The sequence below is a fragment of the Pseudomonas sp. 910_21 genome (assembly GCF_052850735.1).
Window position 1 is genome coordinate 410,442 of sequence record NZ_VXCY01000004.1, and the last position, 15,981, is coordinate 426,422.

The 15,981-nt window shown below is 62.5% G+C and carries 15 protein-coding genes; 9 read left to right on the forward strand and 6 right to left on the reverse strand.

The window, feature by feature from the left end; genetic code table 11:
• Positions 1 to 134: 134 nt before the first annotated feature.
• On the forward strand, positions 135 to 1,556 hold the full coding sequence (locus FW796_RS15550) for an MFS transporter (protein WP_446439536.1): 1,422 nt from the start codon (positions 135 to 137) through the stop codon (positions 1,554 to 1,556).
• On the opposite strand, the gene FW796_RS15555 is transcribed toward FW796_RS15550, so the two are convergent.
• Positions 1,539 to 2,633, reverse strand: coding sequence for a bifunctional transcriptional activator/DNA repair enzyme AdaA (locus FW796_RS15555; protein ID WP_446439537.1), 1,095 nt, complete (start codon positions 2,631 to 2,633; stop codon positions 1,539 to 1,541). The two genes, FW796_RS15550 and FW796_RS15555, sit on opposite strands and share 18 nt — an antisense overlap.
• Before the next feature lie 370 nt (positions 2,634 to 3,003).
• On the opposite strand from FW796_RS15555, the gene glnL reads away from it, so the two are divergent.
• Together glnL and ntrC are read left to right on the forward strand one after the other, a co-directional pair.
• The gene (glnL, locus tag FW796_RS15560; protein ID WP_346634193.1) at positions 3,004 to 4,089 is read left to right on the forward strand and encodes a nitrogen regulation protein NR(II); all 1,086 of its coding nucleotides are present in this window, start codon (positions 3,004 to 3,006) and stop codon (positions 4,087 to 4,089) included.
• Entirely contained in the window at positions 4,086 to 5,522 is a 1,437-nt protein-coding gene (gene ntrC / locus FW796_RS15565; RefSeq protein ID WP_346634192.1) for a nitrogen regulation protein NR(I), read from the forward strand. The genes glnL and ntrC overlap by 4 nt, the downstream gene beginning before the upstream one ends.
• A 700-nt stretch (positions 5,523 to 6,222) precedes the next feature.
• Here the strand turns inward: ntrC and FW796_RS15570 are convergent.
• Entirely contained in the window at positions 6,223 to 6,663 is a 441-nt protein-coding gene (locus FW796_RS15570) for a hypothetical protein (protein ID WP_346634191.1), read from the reverse strand.
• Here FW796_RS15570 and trmL point away from each other — a divergent pair.
• Positions 6,662 to 7,117: a tRNA (uridine(34)/cytosine(34)/5-carboxymethylaminomethyluridine(34)-2'-O)-methyltransferase TrmL gene (trmL, locus tag FW796_RS15575; protein ID WP_011058750.1), complete on the forward strand. Its 456-nt coding sequence runs from the start codon at positions 6,662 to 6,664 to the stop codon at positions 7,115 to 7,117. The two genes, FW796_RS15570 and trmL, sit on opposite strands and share 2 nt — an antisense overlap.
• A 96-nt stretch (positions 7,118 to 7,213) precedes the next feature.
• On the opposite strand, the gene secB is transcribed toward trmL, so the two are convergent.
• The 3 genes from secB to FW796_RS15590 all read right to left on the reverse strand — a co-directional run bounded on the left by secB (position 7,214) and on the right by FW796_RS15590 (position 8,548).
• Entirely contained in the window at positions 7,214 to 7,696 is a 483-nt protein-coding gene (gene secB / locus FW796_RS15580) for a protein-export chaperone SecB (RefSeq protein ID WP_016963308.1), read from the reverse strand.
• 184 nt (positions 7,697 to 7,880) lie between these two features.
• A complete protein-coding gene (gene grxC / locus FW796_RS15585) occupies positions 7,881 to 8,135 on the reverse strand; it encodes a glutaredoxin 3 (protein ID WP_102882126.1) in 255 nt (84 codons plus the stop codon).
• Positions 8,135 to 8,548: a rhodanese-like domain-containing protein gene (locus tag FW796_RS15590; protein WP_346634190.1), complete on the reverse strand. Its 414-nt coding sequence runs from the start codon at positions 8,546 to 8,548 to the stop codon at positions 8,135 to 8,137. The genes grxC and FW796_RS15590 overlap by 1 nt, the downstream gene beginning before the upstream one ends.
• Positions 8,549 to 8,713: 165 nt before the next feature.
• Between FW796_RS15590 and gpmI the strand changes: the two genes are divergently transcribed.
• The 5 genes from gpmI (at position 8,714) to FW796_RS15615 (ending at position 15,128) form a co-directional block, all read left to right on the forward strand.
• Positions 8,714 to 10,249 (forward strand): 2,3-bisphosphoglycerate-independent phosphoglycerate mutase, encoded by a 1,536-nt coding sequence (gpmI, locus tag FW796_RS15595; protein ID WP_346634189.1) that lies wholly within the window; start codon positions 8,714 to 8,716, stop codon positions 10,247 to 10,249.
• Positions 10,250 to 10,434: 185 nt separating this feature from the next.
• Positions 10,435 to 11,355 carry a DUF1460 domain-containing protein gene (locus FW796_RS15600; RefSeq protein ID WP_346634188.1) on the forward strand — a complete coding sequence of 307 codons (921 nt, stop codon included), beginning with the start codon at positions 10,435 to 10,437 and terminating at the stop codon, positions 11,353 to 11,355.
• 220 nt (positions 11,356 to 11,575) lie between these two features.
• Complete coding sequence (locus FW796_RS15605) at positions 11,576 to 12,862, forward strand: murein hydrolase activator EnvC family protein (protein WP_446439538.1); 1,287 nt, start codon at positions 11,576 to 11,578, stop codon at positions 12,860 to 12,862.
• Between the two features lie 31 nt (positions 12,863 to 12,893).
• Positions 12,894 to 14,204, forward strand: a complete 1,311-nt coding sequence (locus FW796_RS15610) for a S41 family peptidase (protein WP_110595366.1) — start codon at positions 12,894 to 12,896, stop codon at positions 14,202 to 14,204.
• Positions 14,205 to 14,321: 117 nt separating this feature from the next.
• Positions 14,322 to 15,128: a divergent polysaccharide deacetylase family protein gene (locus FW796_RS15615; RefSeq protein WP_346634186.1), complete on the forward strand. Its 807-nt coding sequence runs from the start codon at positions 14,322 to 14,324 to the stop codon at positions 15,126 to 15,128.
• A gap of 38 nt (positions 15,129 to 15,166) precedes the next feature.
• Here FW796_RS15615 and FW796_RS15620 read toward each other — a convergent pair whose 3' ends face one another.
• Positions 15,167 to 15,922, reverse strand: a complete 756-nt coding sequence (locus FW796_RS15620; RefSeq protein WP_446439539.1) for a substrate-binding periplasmic protein — start codon at positions 15,920 to 15,922, stop codon at positions 15,167 to 15,169.
• Positions 15,923 to 15,981: the final 59 nt, after the last annotated feature.

The following is a 15,981-nucleotide window of genomic DNA, read 5'->3' on the forward strand; positions in this document are numbered from 1 at the left end:
TCACGTATCAAACCATAAGATTTAATCATTATATTTTTCGATTCCTGCCTGTATAGGCTCCCAGCGGTCGGGCCTTGCATGAAGCCCACGTGCCCTGCGCGGGTGCCCATAACAATAACAAGCAGGAGTTGCACATGACCGCCGCCCTGGAAGCTGCCGCCCACAAGAAAGCCCGCAAGGCGGGCATCGCCTCGTTCATCGGCACCACCATCGAGTGGTATGACTTCTACGCCTACGGAATCGCCGCCGCCCTGGTGTTCGGCAAAGTCTTCTTCCCCGCCGACCTGCCCCCGGGCACCGCTACCCTGCTGTCCTTCCTGACCCTGTGGGCCGGCTTTATCGCACGCCCCATCGGCGGCATCATCTTCGGCCACATGGGCGACAAGATCGGCCGCAAGACCACCCTGGTGATCACCCTGATCATGATGGGCGTGGCCACCACCTGCATCGGCCTGCTGCCCAGCTACCTGCAGATCGGCATCTGGGCGCCGATTGCCCTGGTGACCTTGCGCATCATCCAGGGCATCGCGGTGGGCGGCGAATGGGGCGGGGCGATCCTGATCGCCAGCGAGAGCGCGCCCAAGGGCAAGGGCATTCTCTATGCCGCCTTTGCCCAACAGGGCTCACCGGCCGGCAACCTGCTGGCGACCCTGGTGTTCTTCGGCCTCAGCGCCCTGCCCGCGCCGGACTTCCTGCTCTGGGGCTGGCGCATCCCGTTCCTGCTCTCGGCGCTGCTGGTGATCGTCGGCATGATCATTCGCCTCAAGCTCGAAGAGTCCGATGACATGCAGCGCCTGATCGCGCAGAAGAAGACCGTCAAGCTGCCGATTCTCGAAGTGCTGCGCAACCACTGGCGGCTGGTGCTGCTGGGCGCCGGAGTGCTGCCGATCATCCACGTCACCTACTTCAAGAGCACCTTCGCCCTGTCCTGGGCCACCAAGGAACTGGGCTACACCCAGGGCAGCTTTCTCAGCGTGATCGTCATGGCCCTGGTGGTGCAGTTCATCACCCAGCCCCTGGGGGCGGTGCTGGTTTCACGCATCGACATGCGCAAGGCCATGGTGTTGATGGTGGTGCCGGAACTGGTGCTGATGCCGGCGATGTTCTTCGCCGTGGAAACCGGCAGCTACTGGATCGCCGTACTCGGCATGTGCCTGGCCACCGTGCCCCATTCGATGTTCTATGGCGCGGTGGGCGGCATCCTGGCCCGGGCCTTTCCGACCCGGGTGCGCTACAGCGGGCTGTCGATTTCCTATCAGCTGTGCTCGCTGCTGGTGGGGGGCGCCACCCCGGTACTGGCCCAGAGCATCCTCAACGGCACCGGCAGCATCGTCGGCGTGGCCATCGCCTCGGCCTGCTACACCCTGGTTTCGCTGCTGTGCATGCTGGCGCTGCTCAAGCGCATCGGCCACAACGCTGCCGAGCTGTCCACGGCGGAGCAGGCGGATGCCGATGAACTGGCGCGCCAGACAGACAACCGGCTGCAGCGACCTGTGGATATCCCGGAGCAAGCCGGCCCGGGTCCTTCAGGCAAGCCGCTACAGCCCGCTCACTGAATCGCCCCGGGGCCTGGACATGCGGCGCTCATGCTCCAGCAGCCAGCGTTTGCGCCACAGCCCGCCGCCGTAGCCGGTCAGCGCGCCATCGCTACCAATGACTCGGTGGCAGGCGATGACGATGGAGATCTGATTGGCGCCGTTGGCTCGGGCCACGGCACGCACCGCTGACGGCGAGCCGATCCGGCTCGCCACTTCGGCATAACTGCAGGTGCTGCCCAAGGGGATGGCGCGCAAGGCCTGCCACACCGTTCGGGTAAAGGGCGAGGCGTTCATCGCCAGAGGGGTATGGAAGCCGGCGGACTCTCCGGCGAAGTAGCGCTGCAGCTCGGCCTCGATTTGATCGATGGGGGCGAAACGTCCGAACCCTATGCTGGAACCGCTGCTCTTTTGCAGGTTTTGCAGTTCATTGGCCAGGGCCGGACGATCGAAAAACTCCAGCAGATGCAGGACCTGGGCATCCGCCACCGCCAGCATCACGCCAATGGGGGTCTGTAGCCAGTCCACCTTGAGCAGCTCGCGCCCCCGCAGGTTCGACGGCGGCTGGCCGGCCAGGCGGGCAAAGGCACGACGAAAGCCACTATCGGAGTCAAAGCCGGCGCTGATCTGCGCCTCGATCACCGACTCTCCGCAGGACAGCTGCTGCATGCCTTGGCCCATGCGTCGCAGGCGGGCCATTTCCAGGAAGGTCACCCCAAAGTAGCGCTTGAACGCGCGACGCACCGTGGACGGGTCCAGCCCCTGGCGGCTCAGGTCATCTTCGTACCAGCGGCGTTCGGGATCGCTTTGCAACTGATCCAGCAGGGTTTGCACCCAGGGCTCCTGCACTCCGGACCGCTCCAGGGGGCGACAACGCAGACAGGCGCGGAATCCCGCTTCGACGCAGCCCTTGATAGAGCTGAAGAACACCGTGTTCTCACGCTTGGGCTTGCGTGCGGCACAGGTCAGGCGACAGAACACGCCGGTACTTTTGACCCCGACAAAGGCAAAGCCTTCATAGGCCGGGTCGCGATCCAGAAGGGCCTGGTACAGGGTGTCGTCATCGGGGAGCTGGAACAGCAGGGGGGCGTTTTCCATGGCCGCATCCTAAACCTTGAAGCATTGGGTTCGAGCACTTTAAACCCGCTCCCTGACAGCGGCCGCTGAAAAACGGGCGTTGATTCCCACACCACCGAACAGTCGCAAGCACCATACAGATTCATGCACTATATTGGTGCAACACCTTGCACTCAGGGGCCATTCCCAGCCCATTTTGGTTCGAAAATACCCGCCAGGGCTGGCAAAGCGCCACGCAATCGAGCTTCAAACAGCTGTTTCAGGGCTTGGACGCTTCTTTTCGGAGCCTTGGTTTGGTTTTTGCATTTTCTCCACATCAGCGCCTTACCCGCGCGCGCAATTCGGGACCGGCCCCGGATTGTCTTGCTTCAAAAGAGGTCACCCTTTACCCATGACCATCAGCGACCCACTGCACCGTCTGCTTCTGGACAACCTGACCACCGCCACCATCCTGCTCAACGCCGACCTGCGCCTTGAGTACATGAATCCGGCGGCGGAGATGCTCCTGGCCATCAGCGGCCAGCGTAGCCATGGGCAATTCATCAGCGAGCTGTTCACTGAATCCGCCGAAGCCTTGAGCTCCCTGCGCCAGGCAGTGGAACAGGCGCACCCGTTCACCAAGCGCGAAGCCATGCTCACCGCCCTGACCGGCCAGACCCTGACCGTCGACTACGCGGTGACGCCGATCCTCAGCAATGGCGACACCCTGTTGCTGCTGGAAGTCCACCCCCGGGACCGGCTGCTGCGCATCACCAAGGAAGAGGCCCAGCTGTCCAAGCAAGAAACCAGCAAGATGCTGGTGCGCGGCCTGGCCCACGAGATCAAGAACCCCCTGGGAGGGATTCGCGGCGCCGCACAATTGCTGGCCCGGGAGCTGCCCGAGGAAAGCCTCAAGGACTACACCAACGTCATCATCGAAGAGGCCGACCGCCTGCGAAACCTGGTGGACCGCATGCTGGGCTCGAACAAGTTGCCATCCCTGGCACCGACCAACATCCATGAAGTGCTGGAGCGGGTCAGCAGCCTGGTGGAAGCCGAAAGCCAGGGCTGCATCACCCTGGTACGCGATTACGACCCGAGCATCCCCGACGTTTTGATCGACCGCGAGCAGATGATCCAGGCGGTGCTCAACATCGTGCGCAACGCCATGCAGGCCATCAGCACCCAGAACGAAATGCGCCTGGGGCGCATCACCCTGCGCAGCCGCACCATGCGCCAGTTCACCATCGGCCATGTGCGCCATCGCCTGGTGACCAAGATCGAGATCATCGACAACGGCCCGGGCATCCCCGCAGAGCTGCAGGACACCCTCTTCTTCCCCATGGTCAGTGGCCGGCCGGACGGTACCGGGCTGGGTCTGGCCATTACCCAGAACATCATCAGCCAGCACCAGGGCCTGATCGAATGTGACAGCCATCCCGGCCACACCACCTTCTCGATCTTTCTGCCTCTGGAACAAGGAGCCCCATCGACATGAGCCGTAGTGAAACCGTGTGGATCGTCGATGACGACCGTTCTATCCGTTGGGTCCTGGAAAAAGCCTTGCAACAGGAAGGCATGACCACCCAGAGCTTCGACAGCGCCGATGGGGTGATGAGTCGCCTGGCACGCCAGCAGCCGGACGTGATCATCTCCGATATCCGTATGCCCGGTGCCAGCGGCCTCGACCTGCTGGCGCGGATTCGCGAGCTGCACCCGCGCCTGCCGGTGATCATCATGACCGCGCATTCGGACCTGGACAGCGCCGTCGCCTCCTACCAGGGCGGGGCCTTCGAGTACCTGCCCAAGCCATTCGATGTGGATGAGGCGGTGTCCCTGGTCAAGCGCGCCAACCAGCACGCCCAGGAACAGCAAGGCCTGGAAGTGGCGCCGACTCTGACCCGTACCCCGGAAATCATCGGTGAAGCACCGGCGATGCAGGAGGTGTTCCGCGCCATCGGCCGCTTGAGCCACTCCAACATCACGGTGTTGATCAACGGCGAGTCGGGCACCGGCAAGGAACTGGTGGCCCACGCCCTGCATCGCCACAGCCCGCGGGCGGCTTCGCCGTTCATCGCCCTGAACATGGCGGCGATTCCCAAGGACCTGATGGAGTCCGAGCTGTTCGGCCATGAAAAAGGCGCCTTCACCGGCGCCGCCAACCTGCGCCGTGGACGTTTCGAGCAAGCCGATGGCGGCACCCTGTTCCTCGACGAAATCGGGGATATGCCCGCCGATACCCAGACTCGCCTGCTGCGGGTTCTGGCCGATGGCGAGTTCTACCGGGTCGGTGGACATACTCCGGTCAAGGTCGATGTACGGATCATCGCCGCCACCCACCAGAACCTGGAAACCCTGGTGCATGCCGGCAAGTTCCGTGAGGACCTGTTCCACCGCCTCAACGTGATCCGCATCCATATTCCGCGCCTGTCGGACCGTCGTGAAGACATCCCGACCCTGGCCAAGCACTTCCTCAGCCGTGCCGCCCAGGAACTGGCGGTGGAACCCAAACTGCTGAAAAACGAAACCGAGGAATACCTGAAGAACCTGCCCTGGCCGGGCAACGTGCGCCAGCTGGAGAACACCTGCCGCTGGATCACCGTCATGGCGTCGGGGCGCGAGGTGCACATCAGCGACCTGCCGCCGGAGCTGTTGAGCCTGCCCCAGGACTCGGCGCCGGTGACCAACTGGGAACAGGCCCTGCGCCAGTGGGCCGACCAAGCCCTGGCCCGTGGGCAATCGAGCCTGCTGGACAGCGCGGTACCGAGTTTCGAGCGGATCATGATCGAGACCGCCCTCAAGCACACTGCCGGCCGCCGCCGCGACGCTGCAGTCCTGCTGGGTTGGGGCCGCAACACCCTGACCCGCAAGATCAAGGAGCTGGGAATGAAGGTGGACGGTGGCGACGAGGACGAAAGCGAAGAAGGCTGAAGCCCCGCCCCACGGCACGTAGGAGCTGGCTTGCCAGCGAAAAGGCCCCTGAGCCTTGCAGAGCGCTGACCGGCGCTTTCGCCGGCAAGCCGGCTCCTACGACGAGGATGGGCGTGCACCAGGATGGGGTGCATGCACTGCCCGAAGGCGCGATGAACCGCAATCGAGCACAGCGCGATCATTCGAGGCCTGGCCTTCAAATCTGAAAATTTGCCCTTCGAAAACGCAAAAGCCCCGGAATCCGGGGCTTTCGGCTTTTTATCCAGGCAATTCATACACGACCGACCAGAGTTGGCACGCCCCCTGCAATAACTCCATCACTACCCAGTTTCGGGGACCTTGGTACAGGCAGGCCGGGGATTCCCCTCTTTAACACCCGGCCCACCACGCTCACAGCGACGGGCCAAGCTTTCGGGAACCTCGGTACAGGCAGGCCGGGAATTCCCTCTTTAACACCGGGCTCATCAAGCGCATCGCGACGAGCCCAAGGTTTCGGGAACCTCAGTACAGGCAGGCTGGGGCTTCCCTCTTTAACACCGGGCTCATCACGTTGTGAACGACGCGCCCACAACCCTTTCGGGGACCCTGGTACAGGCAGGCCGGGAATCCCCTTCTTTACACCGGGACTCATCGCCCCCAAGGCGATCAGCCCCTCCCGCTTTTGGGGGCCTTGGTACAGGCAGGCCGGGGTTTCCCTCTTTTATTCCTCCCGCAGGTGGATCGCCAGGCGCCAGCGCCCCTCCACCTCGCTACCCGCCCAATCGCCCCGCAACGGCCGGGCGGCCACCAGGTTCAGTAGCAAGCCCTGGTCCGCCAGGCGCACCCGCCAGTTCACATTCTTCTGATTGACCTGTAGCTGGCCGTTCTGCACGCGCCCCTGGGCGTCGAACAGCAACGCCACGGCGCCGTCGATATGTTCGCCGTGAACCTTGGGTTCATGGTTGAACCACAGCACCAGGCCATCAGGGGCCACCTCGACCTGCTGCAGTTCCACAGGATCGGGCTGGGTCAGGCGGCCGATCATCAGCCCCACCATCATCCCGACAATCGCCAGGGAGCCGAATACCCGCAGCATTAGCTTCGGTCGCGAGTACGCTTCAGGCGTAGAATGCAGCCTGTCTTTCTCTTCGGAGCCGTGCATGTTTCACGTCATCCTCTTTCAACCAGAAATTCCGCCGAATACCGGCAACGTTATCAGGCTATGCGCCAACAGCGGCTGCCACCTGCATTTGATCGAGCCGCTGGGTTTCGAAATGGACGACAAGCGCCTGCGCCGTGCCGGCCTCGACTATCACGAATACGCCACACTGCAACGCCATGCCGACCTTGCCAGCTGTCTGGAGAGTCTTGGCCATCCGCGCCTGTTCGCCTTCACCACCAAGGGCTCGCGCCCCTTCCATGACGCCAGCTTCCAGGAGGGCGACGCCTTCCTGTTCGGCCCCGAGAGCCGCGGGCTGCCGGCGGACGTACTGGACGCCCTGCCGGGCGAGCAGCGCCTGCGCCTGCCCATGCGCGAAGGTTGCCGCAGCCTGAATCTGTCCAACACCGTGGCCGTGGCCGTCTATGAAGGCTGGCGGCAGTTGGGGTTCAAGTAGGGCCTGGGGGTCGCGGGCAAGCCCGCCCCTACAGGTTTTGCCCGAGCATGAAAAAAGCGCCATTACAGGCGCTTTTTTCATGCTCGGGCGACGCTCTTATTGAACGGTGTTCTCGCCGGCGGACTGCAGACGTTGCAGTTCCTGGGCGTACAGCGCGTCGAAGTTCACCGGGGCCAGCATCAGGGCCGGGAACGAACCACGGGTCACCAGGCTGTCCAGCGCTTCGCGAGCGTAAGGGAACAGGATGTTCGGGCAGAAGGCACCCAGGGTGTGGCTCATGGAAGCCTCGTCCAGGTTCTTGATCAGGAAGATGCCGGCTTGTTGCACTTCAGCGATGAAGGCCACTTCGTCGCCGTTCTTCACGGTCACGGACAGGGTCAGCACCACTTCGTGGAAGTCGGCTTCCAGGGCTTTCTGACGGGTGTTCAGGTCCAGGCCGACGCTTGGTTCCCACTGCTGGCGGAAGATGGCCGGGCTTTTCGGCGCTTCGAAGGACAGGTCACGCACGTAGATGCGCTGCAGGGAGAATTGCGGTGCGCTTTCGTCTTCGGCAGCAGCAGTGTTCTGTTGGTCAGTCATCTCATGATCCTTCTTGATCTTGGGTCTATAGGGTTAGGTTCTGTACGCAAACTGCCTGCGCTTCGACCATGCTGCGTTCAAAACAGGCTCGGAATGCTCATGTAGGCCCCTACACTCCGCTTCCTCGCCTGTTTTTGCCTTGCCTGATCTTCGCTCGGCGAGTTTCCATACGAACCTAGGAATTTCAGGCCGCCAGCAGCGCGTCGAGCTTGCCGGCGCGCTCCAGGGCAAACAAATCATCACAACCACCTACATGGGTGGCACCGATCCAGATCTGCGGCACGGACGTGCGTCCGGCCTTCTGGGCCATATCGGCGCGCACCTGCGGCTTGCCATCGACCTTGATCTCTTCGAAGGCTACGCCTTTGCTCCCGAGCAGATGCTTGGCCCGCGAGCAGTAAGGGCAGTAATCACTGGAGTAGACGATGACCTTGGGCATTACTTCACCAATGGCAGGTTGTCGGCTTTCCAGCTGGACACGCCGCCGGACAGTTTGGCCGCGGTGAAACCGGACTTCATCAGTTCACGGGCATGAGTGCCGGCGTGCTGGCCTTGGGCGTCCACCAGGATGATGGTCTTGGCCTTGTGCTTCTCCAGCTCGCCGACGCGGGCGGTCAGCTTGTCCTGGGGAATGTTCAGCGCGCCGACGATGTGGCCGGCAGCGAAGTCCTTGGACGGACGGATATCGATCACTACGCCCTGCTCGCTGTTGACCAGTGCGGTCAGTTCACGGGTGCTGAGGCTGCGGCCACCGCGGCTCAATTCATGAGCGATCAACAGAGCCAGCAGGATGGCGAAGGCGCCGACGAGCAAGTAGTGTTCAGTGGCGAATTGAATCAGGTGAGCAACCATCTAAGGAGGTTCCAGGGCGTTAAAATGTCGGCCAGTATACACAGCCCTCAAGGTCGGCCAAACCCCGCCCGGCGGTGACGCCACCGGAACTTCGCTTTAAACTGCCACTCCCTTTTTCAACACCTCCCTTTTCAACACTTTCCTATCCAGCCACGAGTGGACGCCATGACTACCACGCCTAAACCTTTGGTCCTGATGATTCTGGATGGCTTCGGTCACAGCGAGAGCCACGAATCCAACGCCGTCTATGCGGCCAAGAAGCCAGTCCTGGACCGCTTGTGCGCCAGCATGCCCAACGGCCTGATCTCCGGCTCGGGCATGGACGTCGGCCTGCCGGACGGGCAGATGGGCAACTCCGAAGTAGGCCACATGAACCTGGGTGCCGGTCGCGTGGTGTATCAGGACTTCACCCGGGTGACCAAGGCCATCCGTGACGGTGAGTTCTTCGAGAACCCGACCATTTGCGCGGCCGTGGACAAGGCCGTGGCCGCCGACAAGGCCGTGCACATCCTCGGCCTGCTGTCGGACGGCGGCGTGCACAGCCACCAGGACCACCTGATCGCCATGGCCGAACTGGCCTTCAAGCGCGGCGCCGAGAAAATCTACCTGCACGCCTTCCTCGACGGTCGCGACACGCCGCCGAAAAGCGCCCAGTCGTCCATCGAACTGCTGGATGAGACTTTCAAGACCCTGGGCAAGGGCCGCATCGCCAGCCTGATCGGCCGTTACTTCGCCATGGACCGCGACAATCGCTGGGACCGCGTGGCCCAGGCCTACAACCTGATCGTCGACGGCCAGGGCCAGTTCAACGCCGCCACCGCCCAGGAAGGTCTGCAAGCTGCCTACGCCCGTGAAGAGAGCGACGAATTCGTCAAGGCCACCACCATCGGTGAGCCGGTCAAGGTCGAAGACGGCGATGCCGTGGTGTTCATGAACTTCCGCGCCGACCGGGCCCGCGAGCTGACCCGGGTCTTCGTCGAGGACGACTTCAAGGACTTCGAGCGTGCGCGCCAGCCAAAGCTGGCCGGCTTTGTCATGCTCACCCAGTACGCCGCCAGCATTCCCGCGCCGTCGGCCTTCGCTCCGGGCAGCCTGGAAAACGTGTTGGGCGACTATTTGGCGAAAAACGGCAAGACCCAGCTGCGCATTGCCGAAACCGAGAAATACGCTCACGTGACCTTCTTCTTCTCCGGCGGCCGTGAAGAGCCGTTCCCGGGCGAAGAGCGCATCCTGATTCCGTCGCCAAAAGTCGCCACCTACGACCTGCAGCCGGAAATGAGCGCTCCGGAAGTCACTGACAAGATCGTCGATGCCATCGAGCACCAGCGTTACGACGTGATCATCGTCAACTACGCCAACGGCGACATGGTCGGCCACAGCGGTGTGTTCGAAGCCGCGGTGAAAGCCGTTGAATGCCTGGACCTGTGTGTCGGTCGCATCGTCGATGCTCTGGAAAAAGTCGGCGGCGAAGCGCTGATCACCGCCGACCACGGCAACGTCGAGCAGATGTCCGACGAGTCCACCGGCCAGGCCCACACGGCCCACACCACCGAGCCGGTGCCTTTCATCTATGTGGGCAAGCGTGCGCTGAAAGTCCGCGAAGGCGGGGTCCTGGCAGACGTGGCGCCCACCATGCTCAAACTGCTGGGCCTGGCGCAGCCTGAAGAGATGACCGGCAAGTCGATACTGCTGGACGCCTGAAACTGAAGCTGGCTGTTTCCTGCACAAACGCCCGATACACCGTATCGGGCGTTTGTGTATCAGCAGCAGCCATTGCCTCGCAGCCTCTCCAGCTGATGAGCGCATCCGGGCAGCACAATCCTCAGCACTGCCGCACAAATAGTAATAGTTATCAGTTACGATTGCGCAGCATCTGGAGAAATCGAATGAACAAGACCGCTGTATTTTTTTTAGCCTCCGTCCTCGCAGGTTGCGCCAACCCTGCCCATGTTGAACACAGACACACACCTGAAGTGGCTGCACTCGAAGATCAGCGTCCCTCGGTGGAAATGGATAGCTACACCGCCGAGAAACTGAGCGCCCTGCTCAAGCTCCGCCAACAGTCCGAGGCAGACAGCATGGGCCAACTGAGCGAGCAGATTTCACGGGAGTTCATGCACACGCCTTATGCAGCGAACATGTTGCAGGGCTCGGCGACCCTGGCGGAGAAGCTGGTCGTCGACTTCAGGGGCCTGGATTGCTTCACCTACCTGGATTACGTCGAGGCCCTGCGAAAATCCACCGACCAGGACAGCTTCATCAAGAACCTCATCCAGACCCGCTATGTCGGCGACGGCGTGCACTATGCAGACCGCCGGCACTTCTTCACGGATTGGGCGCATGCCGGGCAACCGCTGACCGAAGACCTGACGGCGCAGCTGAGCGCGGATGCGGTGACCGTGACTAAACACCTCAACCAAAAGGCTAACGGCGACCTATACCTGCCAGGCCTGCCCCTGGTTGAACGCGACATAACCTACATACCCAGCACGTCGATTGACGAGCAGTTGCTCAGCCGCCTGCACACTGGCGACTACATCGGCATCTACACCCATCTTGCGGGCCTGGACGTCACCCATACCGGGCTCTTCATCAAAACCGCCAACGGCCCCGTGCTGCGCAATGCATCGTCCAAGAAGATGCAACGCGAGGTCATGGATTCACCCTTCATGGAATACGTGCAGAACATCCCGGGCATCGTGGTGTTGCGCACCCGACAAGACGGCCAGGCTTTCACACCGCAGTCGGTGCCGAATATCGACGCGCAATCAGCACGGCAACCAAGCCAGGCGCTCACTCACGGCTGATGGCCAACGGCGATCGGCCGCCAGCCACGCCAGCGAACGGGCCCGGCTCGATCGGGGTCGGCGGCAATAACCGCCTGCATCCTGATAGCAAAAGGCCCAATAATGGGCCGGAAACGGCTTTTTATGACGAACGCCTCAAAGCAGTTGGCTTTGAGGCGTTTTTTTTGCAGCGATGGGCGGGCATACTAGACCGTCCCTTTCCCTGGTGTCGCCCGCCTCTATGCTTCGCGCCCTGATTGCCCTTGCTCTGATCTGCCTGCTCCAACCGGCTTTTGCCGATGAGCGCGCGCAAACCCAACAACAGTTGGACGCCACGCGTCAGGACATTGCCGAGCTGAAAAAGCTGCTGGGCAAGCTGCAGGAAGAGAAGTCCGGCGTGCAGAAAGACCTGCGCGGCACCGAGACCGAGATGGGCAAGCTGGAGAAGCAGGTCGAAGCCCTGCAGAAAGAGCTGAAAAAAAGCGAATCCGAGCTGCAGCGACTCGATGAGGAGAAAAAAAAACTCCAGAGCGCGCGCACTGAACAGCAACGACTGATCGCCATCCAGGCCCGCGCGGCCTACCAGAACGGCCGTCAGGAATACCTCAAGCTGCTGCTCAACCAGCAGAATCCGGAAAAATTTGCCCGCACCCTGACCTACTACGACTACCTGAGCCAGGCGCGCCTGGAGCAGCTGAAGAATTTCAACGAGACCCTGCGTCAGCTGGCCAATGTGGAAAAGGACATCTCCCTGCAACAGGCCCAGTTGCTGGTGCAGAAAAGCAGCCTCGACACCCAGCGTGCAGAACTCGACAAGGTCCGCAAAGAGCGGCAACTGGCCCTGGCCAAGCTCAATGACGACGTGAAGGCCCGGGACGACAAGCTCAAGGCCCGCGAACAGGACCAGGCCGACCTGGCCAAGGTCCTGAAAACCATTGAAGAAACCCTGGCCCGCCAGGCCCGTGAGGCAGAGGAAGCGCGCCAGAAAGCGCTGATCGCCCAGCAGGAAACCGAAAAAAAGCGTTTACGTGAGGCCCAGGCCGACGCCAGCGATGCCCCGCGCAAGCCCGTCAGATCAAGCCCCGGTGCCTTGGTTTCCAGCGCCGGTCCTTCCTTCGGTGGTGCATTTGCTGCGGCCCGGGGAAAACTTCCATGGCCCGTTGATGGTCGACTGCTGGCACGCTTTGGGGAAACCCGTGGCGACGACTCCCGTTCCAAGTGGGACGGGGTGATGATCAGCGCCGCTGCCGGCAGCCAGGTGCACGCCGTACACGGTGGCCGGGTAGTGTTCGCCGACTGGCTGCGCGGTGCCGGGCTGCTGGTGATCCTCGATCATGGCAACGGTTACCTGAGCCTCTACGGACACAACCAGACCCTGCTCAAAGAAGCCGGTGATGTGGTCAAGGCCGGAGAGTCCATCTCCACAGTGGGCAATAGTGGCGGACAGGACACTCCTGCGCTGTACTTTGCAATTCGTCAGCAGGGCCGCCCCAGCGACCCGGCACAGTGGTGCCACGCGCAAGGATAAGCGCTGCATCTAAATTAGGAGTTCGTTCGACATGCTGCATTTGTCCCGCCTTACCTCGCTGGCCCTGACGATCGCCCTGGTGATCGGAGCGCCTCTGGCGTTTGCCGCCGAAACCGCTCAATCAGCGACCGCCGCGACCACCAAGGCACCTCTGCCGCTGGAAGAACTGCGCACCTTTGCCGAGGTCATGGACCGGATCAAGGCGGCCTATGTCGAACCCGTGGATGACAAGACCCTGCTGGAAAATGCCATCAAGGGCATGCTCAGCAACCTCGACCCGCACTCGGCCTACCTGGGGCCGGAAGACTTCGCCGAGCTGCAGGAAAGCACCAGCGGCGAATTCGGCGGCCTGGGCATTGAAGTCGGTGCCGAAGACGGCTTTATCAAAGTGGTCTCGCCCATCGACGACACCCCGGCCTCCAAGGCCGGCATCCAGGCCGGCGACCTGATCGTCAAGATCAACGGCCAGCCGACCCGCGGCCAGACCATGACCGAAGCCGTGGACAAGATGCGCGGCAAGATCGGCCAGAAAATCACCCTGACCCTGGTGCGCGACGGCGGTACGCCGTTCGACGTGACCCTGGCCCGCGCCACCATCCAGGTGAAAAGCGTGAAGAGCCAGTTGCTGGAATCGGGCTACGGCTACATCCGCATCACCCAGTTCCAGGTTAAGACCGGCGAGGAAGTCTCCAAGGCCCTGGCCAAGCTGCGCAAGGACAACGGCAAGAAGCTCAACGGCATCATCCTCGACCTGCGCAACAACCCGGGCGGCGTGCTGCAGGCCGCCGTGGAAGTGGTGGACCACTTCATCACCAAGGGCCTGATCGTCTACACCAAGGGCCGCATCGCCAACTCCGAGCTGCGCTTCTCCGCCACCGGCAAGGACGAGAGCGAAGCCGTGCCGATGGTGGTGCTGATCAACGGCGGCAGCGCCTCGGCTTCGGAAATCGTCGCCGGCGCCCTGCAGGACCAGAAACGCGCGGTGCTGATGGGCACCACCAGCTTCGGCAAAGGCTCGGTACAGACCGTGCTGCCGCTGAACAACGACCGTGCGCTGAAGATCACCACCGCCCTGTACTTCACCCCCAACGGCCGCTCGATCCAGGCCCAGGGCATCGTTCCGGACATCGAAGTGCGCCGCGCCAAGATCACCAGCGAGGCCCAGGACGGCGAGTACTTCAAGGAAGCCGACCTGCAGGGCCACCTGGGCAACGGCAACGGTGGTGCCGACAAGCCAAGCGGCTCGTCGAGCAAGGCCAAGCCGATGCCACAAGATGACGACTACCAGCTGGCCCAGGCCCTGAGCCTGCTCAAGGGGCTGAGCATCACCCGCGGCAAGTGATTGAACCCTTCGCTGGCAAACCGGCTCCTATCAGGAGCCGGTTTGTGTAGGAGCTGGCTTGCCCGCGAAGCGCCCGCCAGGGCGCCAATCCCCCCTAAAGGCCTGACCCCGATCCCCATGATTTCCCGCTGCTCACCCCTGTTCCGCTCACTCCGGGCCCCGCTGCTCACCCTGCTGTGCCTCTTGCCCCTTGCAACCCAAGCCGCCGAACCCACAGCCGCCGCACCCAAGGCCTACCTGAGCCTGATCATCGACGACCTCGGCCAGAACCTGCCCCGTGACCGTCGCGTACTGGCCCTGCCCGGCCCGGTAACCACGGCGATCATGCCCGACACGCCCCACGCTGCCGAATTCGCCCGCGAGGCCCATCGCGCCGGCAAGATCGTCATCCTGCACATGCCCATGGACCCGGCCACCGGGCCGTTCGCCTGGCACCCCGAATTGCCCATCGAAGAGTTGCAAAAACGCCTGGAAGCCGCCTTCCAGGCCGTGCCCTACACCAGCGGCATCAACAACCATATGGGCAGCCGCATGACCGCCCAACCCCAGGCCATGGCCTGGCTGATGGCTGACTTGCAGCGCCGCCACAAGTTCTTCGTCGACAGCCGCACCAGCGCCCAGACAGTCGCCGCCGCCGAAGCGCAGAAGATTGGCCTGGCCAGTGTTTCCCGGGATGTATTCCTGGATGACGAGCGCACCGAAGCGGCGATTGCCCAGCAGCTACAGACAGCGATCAAGCTGGCCCGCAAACAGGGTTCGGCGGTGATGATCGGCCACCCTTATCCACAGACCCTGGCGGTGCTCGAGCGCGAACTGCCCAAGCTCAAGGCCCAGGGCATCGAGTGGATCGATATCAAGTCGATGATCAGTCTGCGCAGCAACCAGGCCATGGCGGGGCATGGCAAGAATGGGGTTTATCGCTAAAGCCCTTCGCCGTAGGAGCTGGCTTGCCAGCGAAGCGCCTACAGATAACGCCCCATGATCTCTTCCACCACTCCCTCTTTGCGCATCTGCTCCAGGGCCGCCTGCAGCTTGGCCACAACCTCGTCAGGCACGTCCTTGTTCAGGGCCAGGTACAGCTCGGCGCTATTGAAGCGCAGCACGGTCTTGAGGCCGGTGATGCCTTCCTGCTTGGCCAGATAACGGCCGGCCGGGTCGCCGGTGGCCCAGAGGTCGATCTGCCCCGCCACCAGCTTCTTGGCATTGTCCTGGTCCCGCAGCACCACCTGGGGTGTCAGGCCCTGCTTGGTCAGGGTCTCGGCAATGGCATCGCCCTTATAGGCGCCGATCTTGTATTTGCGCGCCTGTTCCAGGGATTCGAGGGTGATCTTGCTGCCGGCCTTGGCCAGCATGATCCAGTCATCCGGGCCAATGGGGCCGACCCACTTGAACAGCGGTTCGCGGTCCGGCAGACGCGCCATGACGAACACGCCATAGCCCGGTTGCTCCAGGGCCATCTTGTAGATGCGCTCCCAGGGGAAGCGCAGGGTCAGGCTGTAGTTGACCCCGGCACGCTTGAACATTTCGCGGACGATATCCACGGCAATGCCATCGATATTCTCGCCTTGAGCGAAGTTCTTGCCGTTCTTGGCCATGTTGTAGGGGGGAAAGTTTTCCGTCAGCAGCACCAGGGAGGTGTCGGCGGTTTCAGCGGCGCGGGCCAGGCTGCCAAGGAGCAGCGAAGCGCTGGCGACAACCACAAGAAGACGTTTGAACATGACGGGTTACCAGAATCCATGGCGTGCTCAAGAGTGCCGCGAGCACGCCATGCTGTCCA